Annotated in this window: 2 protein-coding genes; both read left to right on the top strand. The window is 73.2% G+C overall.

Annotation, left to right across the window (positions count from 1 at the left end):
- Nucleotides 1–6,281 (top strand): SDR family NAD(P)-dependent oxidoreductase (locus ACF068_RS32110; RefSeq protein WP_392277842.1); only part of this gene is annotated, 6,281 nt, incomplete at its 5' end.
- Between the two features lie 76 nt (nt 6,282–6,357).
- A partial coding sequence (locus ACF068_RS32105; RefSeq protein ID WP_392277841.1) for a type I polyketide synthase occupies nt 6,358–10,182 on the top strand: 3,825 nt, incomplete at its 3' end.

The following is a 10,182-nucleotide window of genomic DNA, read 5'->3' as shown; positions in this document are numbered from 1 at the left end:
ACCTGTCGGCGTTCGTGTTGTTCTCGTCGGCTGCTGGTGTGTTCGGTGGTGCGGGTCAGGCGAACTACGCGGCGGGCAATGTGTTCCTGGACGCGTTGGCGCAGCACAGGCGGGCGGCCGGCCTGGCCGGCACGTCCCTGGCCTGGGGCCTGTGGGCCGGTGTGGGCGGCATGGGCGGCGACCTCACGGAAGCCGACCGCGAGCGCATCCGCCGCAGTGGCATCGGCGCGCTGGCGCCCGAGACCGGCCTCGCCCTCTTCGACGCGGCCGGCCGCACCACCGACGCGCTGCTCGTCCCGCTCCCGCTCGACCTGCCCGCCCTCCGGGCCCAGGCCCGCAACGGCATGCTCCCGGACCTGCTGCGCGGTCTGGTCCGCGTACCGGTGCGCCGGGCCGCCGGGCAGGGCGGTAGCGGTACGGCGGACGGCTCGGCGTTCCGCACCCGCCTGGCGGGCCTGCCCGCCGACGAGCGGGACGCGGCGCTGCTGGAGCTGGTGCGGGGCGAGGTGGCCGCCGTACTGGGCCACGCCTCGACCGACGAGGTACCGGCCGACCGCGCGTTCAAGGAGCTGGGCTTCGACTCCCTGACCTCCGTCGAGCTGCGCAACCGGCTCGGCGCGGCCACCGGTGAACGCCTGCCCGCCACCCTCGTCTTCGACTACCCGACCCCGAACGCGCTCGCGGAGTACCTGCGGACCGAGGTGCTGGGTCTCACCGGGGACGCCGAGGCCGCCGGAGCGGTCACGGGATCGCCCGTACGCACCGGCACGGCGTTCGCCGACGACCCGATCGCGATCGTCGGCATGAGCTGCCGCTACCCCGGAGGCGTCGAGACCCCCGAGGACCTGTGGCGCCTGGTGCTGGGTGGCGGCGACGCCATCTCCGAGTTCCCCCAGGGACGCGGCTGGGACCTGGAGTCGCTGTACGACCCGGACCCGGACGGCAAGGGCACCAGCTACACGCGCTCGGGCGGCTTCCTGCACGACGCGGGCCGGTTCGACCCGGCGTTCTTCGGGATCTCGCCGCGCGAGGCCGTGGCGATGGACCCGCAGCAGCGGCTGCTGCTGGAGACCTCCTGGGAGGCGTTCGAGCGGGCGGGCATCGACCCGGCGTCCATGCGCGGCAGCCGCACCGGTGTGTTCGCCGGTGTCATGTACCACGACTACGCGACCCGGATCACGGCCGTACCGGACGGTGTGGAGGGCTACCTCGGCACCGGCAACTCCGGCAGCATCGCCTCCGGCCGCGTCTCGTACGCCTTCGGCCTCGAAGGCCCGGCCGTCACCGTCGACACCGCCTGCTCGTCCTCGCTGGTCGCCCTGCACTGGGCCATCCAGGCGCTGCGCAACGGCGAGTGCACGATGGCGCTGGCCGGTGGCGTGACCGTCATGTCCACCCCCGGTACGTTCACCGAGTTCAGCCGCCAGCGCGGTCTGGCCGCCGACGGGCGCATCAAGTCCTTCGCCGCCGCCGCCGACGGCACGAGCTGGGCCGAGGGCGCCGGCATGCTGCTCGTCGAGCGGCTGTCGGACGCCCGCGCCAAGGGCCACCCGGTCCTCGCGGTCGTGCGCGGCTCGGCGATCAACCAGGACGGTGCGAGCAACGGCCTGACCGCCCCCAACGGCCCGTCCCAGCAGCGCGTCATCCGCCAGGCCCTCGCCAGCGCGGGCCTCACCAGCGACCAGATCGACGTGGTGGAGGCGCACGGCACCGGTACGACGCTGGGCGACCCCATCGAGGCGCAGGCGCTGCTGGCCACGTACGGCAGGGAGCGCGAGGCCGACCAGCCGCTGTGGCTCGGCTCGATCAAGTCGAACATGGGTCACACCCAGGCGGCCGCCGGTGTCGCCGGCATCATAAAGATGATCATGGCGATTCGGCACGGCGTGCTGCCCAAGACGCTGCACGTCGACGAGCCGACCCCGCACGTGGACTGGGAGGACGGCGCGGTCGCCCTCCTCACCGATGCCGTGCCGTGGCCGGAGACCGGCCGTCCGCGCCGTGCGGGTGTCTCGTCCTTCGGCATCAGCGGGACGAACGCGCACACGATCATCGAGGAGGCGCCGCCGGTGGCGGTCGGTGCCGAGCCGGTGGCGGGTACGCCGGCCGTGCTGCCGTACGTGTTGTCGGCGAAGTCGCCGGAGGCTCTGCGGGGTCAGGCCGCGCGGCTGCGGGCGCATCTGCTGGACGCCTCGACGGAGACGGCTCCGGCTGCGGTCGATGTGGCGTACTCGCTGGCGACCAGGCGGGTCGGGTTCGACCACCGTGCGGTGGTCGTGGCCGGTGGGCGTGAGGAGCTGCTGCGGGGTCTCGGCGCGCTGGAGTCGGAGGGCGGTACCGCCTCCGGTCTGGTGCGCGGGACGGCGAGCGGCACCGGCAAGCTGGCGTTCCTGTTCACCGGCCAGGGCAGCCAGCGCCCCGGCATGGGTCGCGAGCTGTACGACACGTACCCGGCGTTCGCCGACGCACTGGACGCGATCTGCGGGCACCTGGAACTGCCGCTCAAGGACGCGCTGTTCGGTGACAGTGGCGACCTCCTCGACCGGACGGAGTTCACCCAGCCCGCGCTGTTCGCGGTCGAGGTGGCGCTGTTCCGGCTGCTGGAGAGCTGGGGCGTGAAGCCCGACTACCTGGCGGGTCATTCGATCGGTGAGATCGCCGCCGCGCACGTGGCCGGGGTGCTGTCCCTGGAGGACGCCTGCACGCTGGTGGCAGCACGCGGACGTCTGATGCAGGCGCTGCCTGGTGGTGGCGTGATGATCGCGGTGCAGGCGTCGGAGGACGAGGTTCTTCCGCTGCTCAGCGACCGGGTGAGCATCGCGGCGATCAACGGCCCGCAGTCGGTCGTGGTCGCCGGTGACGAGGACGCGGCCGTCGCTATCGCCGGGTCCTTCGGAGCGCAGGGTCGTAAGACCAAGCGCCTGACGGTCAGCCACGCGTTCCACTCGCCGCACATGGACGGCATGCTCGCCGACTTCCGCAAGGTCGCGGAGACGCTCGCGTACGAGACCCCGCGCATTCCGGTCGTCTCGAACCTGACCGGTGCGCTGGTCACGGACGAGATGGGTTCGGCGGACTTCTGGGTACGGCACGTCCGCGAGGCCGTACGGTTCCTGGACGGCGTCCGCGCTCTGGAGACCGCCGGGGTCACCACGTACCTCGAACTCGGCCCCGACGGCATCCTGTCGGCCCTCGCCCAGGACTGCCTGACCGGTGACACCGACACGGCCGTCTTCGCGCCCGCCCTCCGCAAGGGCCGCCCCGAGGCCGAGACCGTCACGACCGCCCTCGCCCAGGCGCACGCCCACGGCACGCCCGTCGACTGGGAGACGTACTTCGCGCCGACCCGCGCCACGCAGGTCGAGCTCCCCACGTACGCCTTCCAGCGCGACTGGTACTGGCTGAACTCGGCCGTGGCACCGGCCGGTCCCGGCGACGCGACCGGGTTCGGGCTCGGCACGACGGACCACCCCCTGCTGGGCGCGGCCGTCGAACTGCCCGACTCGGACGGCTTCCTGTTCACCGGCCGGCTGTCCCTGGCCACCCAGCCCTGGCTCGCGGACCACGCCGTCCTCGGCTCGGTCCTCCTCCCGGGCACGGCCTTCGTGGAACTGGCGGTCCGCGCGGGCGACCAGGTCGGCTGCGACATGCTGGAGGAGCTGACGCTGGAGGCACCGCTGGTGCTGCCCGAGCGGGGCGGCGTCCAACTGCGGCTGTCCGTCTCCGCCACCGACGGTTCCGGCCGGCGGAGCCTGGCCCTGTACTCCCGGGACGAGGACGCCCCCGCCGACGAGCCCTGGACGCGGCACGCCGACGGCGTGCTCGCGACGAGCGCGGAGGCCCCCGCCTTCGACCTCACCGCCTGGCCCCCGCCCGGCGCCGAGGCGGTCGACATCGACGGGCTGTACGAGGGCATGGCCGCGGCCGGGTTCGACTACGGACCGGTCTTCCAGGGCCTGCGCTCGGCCTGGCTGCACGGCGACGAGGTGTACGCCGAGGTCGCCCTGGACGAGGCGGCCGTGGAGGCGGCGGAGGGCTTCGGGCTCCACCCGGCCCTCCTGGACGCCACGCTGCACGCGGCCGGTCTCGGCGGCCTGGTGGAGAGCACCGGCCAGGGACGGCTGCCGTTCGCCTGGCGCAACGTGTCCCTCCACGCGGCGGGCGCGTCGGCCGTACGGGTCCGGCTGGCCCCCGCCGGCCGCGACGCGGTGTCGCTGCACCTCGCCGACGCGGCCGGCGTGCCGGTCGCCTCGGTCGAGTCGCTGGTCCTGCGCACGGTCTCGCCCGACCAGATCGGCGCCGCGCGCGGCGGCCGGCAGGAGTCGCTGTTCCACGTGGACTGGACGGCTCTGCCCCTCACCCCCGTGTCCGCCGCCGAACAGCGTCCCTGGGCCCTGCTGGCGGACGACGGCGGCACCGGCGACGCCCGCCACCCGGGACTCGACGCCGTGGGTGTCCGATACGAGGCCCACACCGGGCTCGCGGCGCTCGCCGACGCCGGTCGGGACGGCCGCGACGTACCGGACGTGGTCTGCGTCCCGCTGATGGCTCCGAAGGCCGCCGATGTGGTGGGGGCTGTGCATGCGGAGTCGGGTCGGGTGTTGTCGCTGCTCCAGGAGTGGGTGGCGGATGCGCGGTTCGAGGGGTCGCGGTTGGTGTTCTTGACCCGGGGTGCGGTGGCTGCCGTGCCGGGTGAGGACGTGACGGATCTGGTGCATGCCCCGGTGTGGGGTCTGGTGCGCTCGGCCCAGTCGGAGAACCCGGGCCGGTTCGTCCTGGCCGACACGGACGGCACCGACGCCTCCTACCGCGCCCTGACCGCCGCGCTCGCCTCGGGCGAGCAGGAGTTCACCGTCCGAGGCGGTGCGGTACGGGTGCCGAGGCTGGCCCGTGCGGCTGTGGCCGATGCCGGTGGTCGTGTGCTGGATGCCGCGGGCACGGTGTTGGTGACGGGTGCGGGTGGCACGCTGGGTGGTTTGTTCGCTCGTCATCTGGTGGCGGAGCGGGGTGTGCGGCATCTGCTGCTGGTCAGCCGTCGTGGTGCGCAGGCTGCTGGTGCGGCTGAGTTGACGGCGGAGCTGGCGGGGCTGGGTGCTGAGGTGTCGTGGGCGGCGTGTGATGTCGCCGACCGCGACGCCCTGGCTGAGGCTTTGTCTCAGGTGTCCGAGGCGCATCCGTTGACGGCCGTGGTGCATACGGCCGGTGTGCTGGACGACGGTGTCGTCGGGTCCCTGACGCCGGAGCGTCTTTCGAGCGTGCTGCGCCCGAAGGTCGACGGCGCCTGGAACCTCCATGAGCTGACCCGGGACATGGATCTGTCGGCGTTCGTGCTGTTCTCCTCCGCTGCTGGTGTGTTCGGTGGTGCGGGTCAGGCGAACTACGCGGCGGGCAATGTGTTCCTGGACGCGCTGGCGCAGCACCGCCGGGCCGCCGGTCTGGCCGGCACGTCGCTGGCCTGGGGCCTGTGGGCCGCCGATGGAGGCGGCATGGCGGGTGAGCTGGGCGCGGAGGACGTGTCGAGGCTGGGCCGTGGTGGTGTGGCCGCGCTGTCCGCCGAGGAGGGTGTGGCCCTGTTCGACGCCACCTCGGCGTCCGAGCAGGCGGTGTTCGTGCCGGTCAAGCTGGACCTGGCCGCCCTGCGGGCGCAGGCGAGCGGTGGCGGGATGCTCCCGCCGCTGCTCAGCGGACTCGTCCGTACGCCCGTCCGCCGTGCGGCGGGTGCAGCCGAGACCGGTGCCGACGGCGGTACCGCGCTGCGGGAGCGCCTGACCGGGCTCTCGCCGGCCGCGCGGGACGAGGCCCTGCTGGACCTCGTCTGCACGCACGTGGCCGCGGTCCTCGGCTTCGCCGGGCCCGAAGCGGTCGACCCGGCACGGTCGTTCAGCGAGGTCGGCTTCGACTCGCTGACCGCCGTCGAGCTGCGCAACCGGCTCGGCGGAGCGACCGGGGTACGCCTGCCCGCCACGCTCGTCTTCGACTACCCGACACCGGCCGCGCTGGTGGACTACCTGCGGGACGAGCTCTGGCAGGACGGCGCCGCGGCGGTTCCCCCGCTGCTCGCCGAACTGGACCGGCTGGAGAAGACGCTCGTCGCCTCCCTGCCCGACGACGACGGCCGTGACCGGATCACCGAGCGCCTCCAGGCGCTGCTCGCCGCGTGGAGCGAGGCCGGGGACCGGGCGGCCGAGGGCGACGGCGAGGACGACGTGGCCGAGGTCCTCGAGACCGCGACCGACGACGACCTCTTCGACTTCATCGGCAAGGAGTTCGGAATCTCCTGATGCGACGACCGCTCGCGGCTCGGCCCCGCCTTACCGACGGCTCTGTCTTTCTGGCTTCTGTACGAGGGATGCACGCATGAATGAGGAAAAACTCCGGTACTTCCTGAAGCGGGTGACTGCCGATCTCCATGAGACGCGTCGCCGTCTTCAGGAGGTCGAGTCGGAGGAGCAGGAGCCGATCGCGATCATCGGGATGAGCTGCCGCTACCCGGGGGACGTCGAGTCGCCGGAGGACCTGTGGCGACTGGTGTCCGAGGAGACCGACGCCATCACCCCCTTCCCCACCGACCGGGGCTGGGACATGGGGAGCCTCTTCGACGACGACCCGGACGGGCGGGGCACGAGCTACGTGCAGGAAGGCGGCTTCCTGCACGGCGCCAACCGCTTCGACCCGGCGTTCTTCGGGATCTCGCCCCGCGAGGCCGTGGCGATGGACCCGCAGCAGCGGCTGCTCCTCGAAACCTCCTGGGAGGCGTTCGAGCGGGCGGGCATCGACCCCACCTCGGTGCGCGGCAGCCGTACCGGCGTCTTCGCGGGCGTCATGTACCACGACTACGCCTCCCGGCTGCGCGCCGTACCCGAAGAGGTCGAGGGGTACCTGGGCACCGGCGGATCCAGCAGCATCGCCTCCGGCCGGGTCTCGTACACCTTCGGCCTGGAGGGCCCCGCGCTCACCGTCGACACCGCCTGCTCGTCCTCCCTCGTCACGCTCCACCTCGCCATCCAGGCGCTCCGCAAGGGCGAGTGCACCCTCGCCCTCGCGGGCGGCGTCACCGTCATGGCCACGCCCGGCACCTTCACCGAGTTCAGCCGCCAGCGCGGCCTGTCCTTCGACGGCCGCTGCAAGTCCTTCGCGGACTCGGCGGACGGCACCGGCTGGGCCGAGGGCGCGGGCATGCTGCTCGTCGAGCGCCTGTCGGACGCCCGCAAGAACGGCCACCCGGTGCTGGCCGTGGTCCGTGGCTCGGCGGTCAACCAGGACGGCGCCAGCAACGGGCTGACCGCCCCGAACGGTCCGTCCCAGCAGCGCGTCATCCGCCAGGCCCTGGCCGACGCCCGGCTCACGGCCGCCGAGGTCGACGTCGTCGAGGCGCACGGTACGGGGACGACGCTGGGCGACCCGATCGAGGCGCAGGCACTGCTGGCCACGTACGGCCGCGAGCACACCGAGGACAGCCCCCTGTGGCTCGGCTCGGTCAAGTCCAACCTCGGGCACACCCAGGCCGCCGCCGGTGTCGCCGGCATCATCAAGATGGTCATGGCGATCCGCCACGGCCGCATCCCGAAGACCTTGCACGTCGACGAGCCGTCGACCAACGTCGACTGGGCCGCCGGGGCCGTCTCCCTGCTCAGGGAGTCGGTCGACTGGCCGGAGACCGGCCGCCCGCGCCGCGCCGCCGTGTCGTCGTTCGGTATCAGCGGCACCAACGCGCACACCATCATCGAGCAGGCCCCGCTCCCGCCGGACGAGGCCCACCAGCCCTCCGCCCCCGAGGCGGACGGCGAGGAGGCCCCGCGCCCGCTGTCGGTGCCGCCCGTACTGCCCTGGCCCGTCTCGGGCCGTACGGAAGAGGCCCTGCACGCCCAGGCCGGACGTCTGCTCGCCCACCTGCGCGGCCGTCCGGACGGGGCGACCCCGGCCGACGTCGGCTTCTCCCTGGCGACCGGTCGCGCCGCCCTGGAACACCGCGCCGTTGTCCTGGCGGCCGACCCGGACAGCGCCCTCACCGACCTGGCCGCGCTCTCCACGGGCGGGACCACCGCCCGCATCGTGCGCGGCGAGGCGGGCGCGCGGGGCAAGCTGGCGTTCCTGTTCACGGGACAGGGCAGCCAGCGGTTGGGCATGGGTCGTGAGTTGTACGAGGCGTTCCCGGTGTTCGCGGAGGCGCTGGATGCGGTGTGCGCGCACCTGGACCTGCCGCTGAAGGACGTGCTGTTCGGGTCGGACACCGCTGCTCTCGACCGTACGGAGTTCACCCAGCCCGCGCTCTTCGCGGTCGAGGTGGCGCTGTTCCGGCTCGTCGAGAGCTGGGGCGTGAAGCCGGACTTCCTGGCGGGTCATTCGATCGGTGAGATCGCGGCCGCGCATGTGGCCGGGGTGTTCTCGCTGGAGGATGCGTGCCGGTTGGTGGCGGCTCGTGGCCGGTTGATGCAGGCGCTGCCTGGTGGTGGCGTGATGATCGCGGTGCAGGCGTCGGAGGACGAGGTTCTTCCGCTGCTCAGCGACCGGGTGAGCATCGCGGCGATCAACGGTCCGCAGTCGGTCGTGGTCGCGGGTGACGAAGCGGACGCGGTGTCCATTGCCGAGCACTTCGAGGAGCAGGGTCGTAAGACGAAGCGGCTGAGCGTGAGCCATGCGTTCCACTCGCCGCACATGGACGGCATGCTGGACGACTTCCGGCGGATCGTGGAGGGCATCTCCTACGAGGCTCCGCGTATCCCGGTTGTCTCGAACCTGACCGGTGCGCTGGTCACGGACGAGATGGGGTCGGCGGACTTCTGGGTACGTCACGTCCGCGAGGCCGTGCGATTCCTGCACGGTGTCCGGGCCTTGGAGGCCGTCGGGGTCACCACGTACCTCGAACTCGGCCCCGACGGGGTCCTGTCGGCGCTGGCCCAGGACTGCCTGACCGGCGAGGCGGACGCGGCCGTCTTCGCGCCCGCCCTCCGCTCCGGCCGGCCCGAGGCGGAGACGGTCACCGCCGCTCTCGCCCAGGCGCACGTACGCGGCCTCCCGGTCGACTGGCGGGCGTTCTACGCCTCGACCGGCGCCCGGCGTGTCGACCTGCCGACGTACGCCTTCCAACGGGAGCACTACTGGCTCGACGCCGGAACTCTCTGGGGAGACGTCACCACCGCCGGCCTCCGCTCCGCCGACCATCCGCTGCTGGGCGCCTCCGTGGCCCTGGCGGACGCCGAGGGCCTGCTGCTCACGGGCCGGCTGTCGCTGGAGACACATCCGTGGCTCGCCGACCACGCGGTCGCCGGGACGGTGCTGCTGCCGGGCACGGCGTTCGTGGAACTGGCGCTGCGCGCCGGTGACCAGGTCGGCTGCGACCGGGTCGACGAACTGACCCTGGAGGCGCCGCTGGTGCTTCCCGACGACGGCGGGATCGAGCTCCAGATCGCCGTTGCCGCGCCCGACGGGCAGGGACGCCGGTCCGTCGTCTTCCACTCGCGCGCCGATCGCGCCCCGGACGACGAGCCGTGGCTGCGCCACGCGACCGCCGTCCTGGCCGAAGGGGCGGAGGCCCCGGCGTTCGAGCTCGGCGTGTGGCCGCCGGCCGGGGCGGAGCCGGTCGCGGTGGAGGGGCTGTACGAGGGCCTCGCCGACGCCGGTTTCGGCTACGGTCCGGTGTTCCAGGGGCTCCGCGCCGCCTGGCGCCGGGGCGAGGAGGTCTTCGCCGAGGTGAGCCTCGGGGAGGACATCGATCCCGGACCGGCGCAGTTCACCCTGCACCCGGCCCTGCTCGACGCCGTCCTGCACGCGGTCGGACTCGGCTCGCTCGTCGAGGACACCGGGCAGGGACGCCTTCCGTTCGCCTGGAGCGGTGTCGCGGTCCACGCCGTGGGAGCGGACACGCTGCGCGTGCGGCTCTCCCGCGCGGGGAAGGACGCGGTGGCGCTGGAGATCGCGGACGCCGAGGGCGTGCCGGTCGCCTCCGTGCGCAGCCTGGCGCTGCGGACCTTCTCGCCCGACCAGCTCTCCGGGGCCCGCGGCGGACACGGCGATGCCTTGTTCCGGGTGGAGTGGTCGGTGGTGCCGGTGGGTGGTTCGGCCGGTGTGGTGGATGACTGGCTGGTGTTGGGTGAGGGTTCGCAGGCGTTCGCTGATCTGGCGATGCTGCGGGCTGCGGCTGCTGAGGGCGGTGTGGTCCCGGGGGTCGTGGTGGTGCCGTGC

Origin of the sequence: Streptomyces sp. NPDC016309 (assembly GCF_043077235.1) — a bacterium.
Lineage (GTDB): Bacteria > Actinomycetota > Actinomycetes > Streptomycetales > Streptomycetaceae > Streptomyces.
Note: the sequence above shows the minus strand (reverse complement) of the source record. Positions and strands in the feature narration are given on the sequence as shown.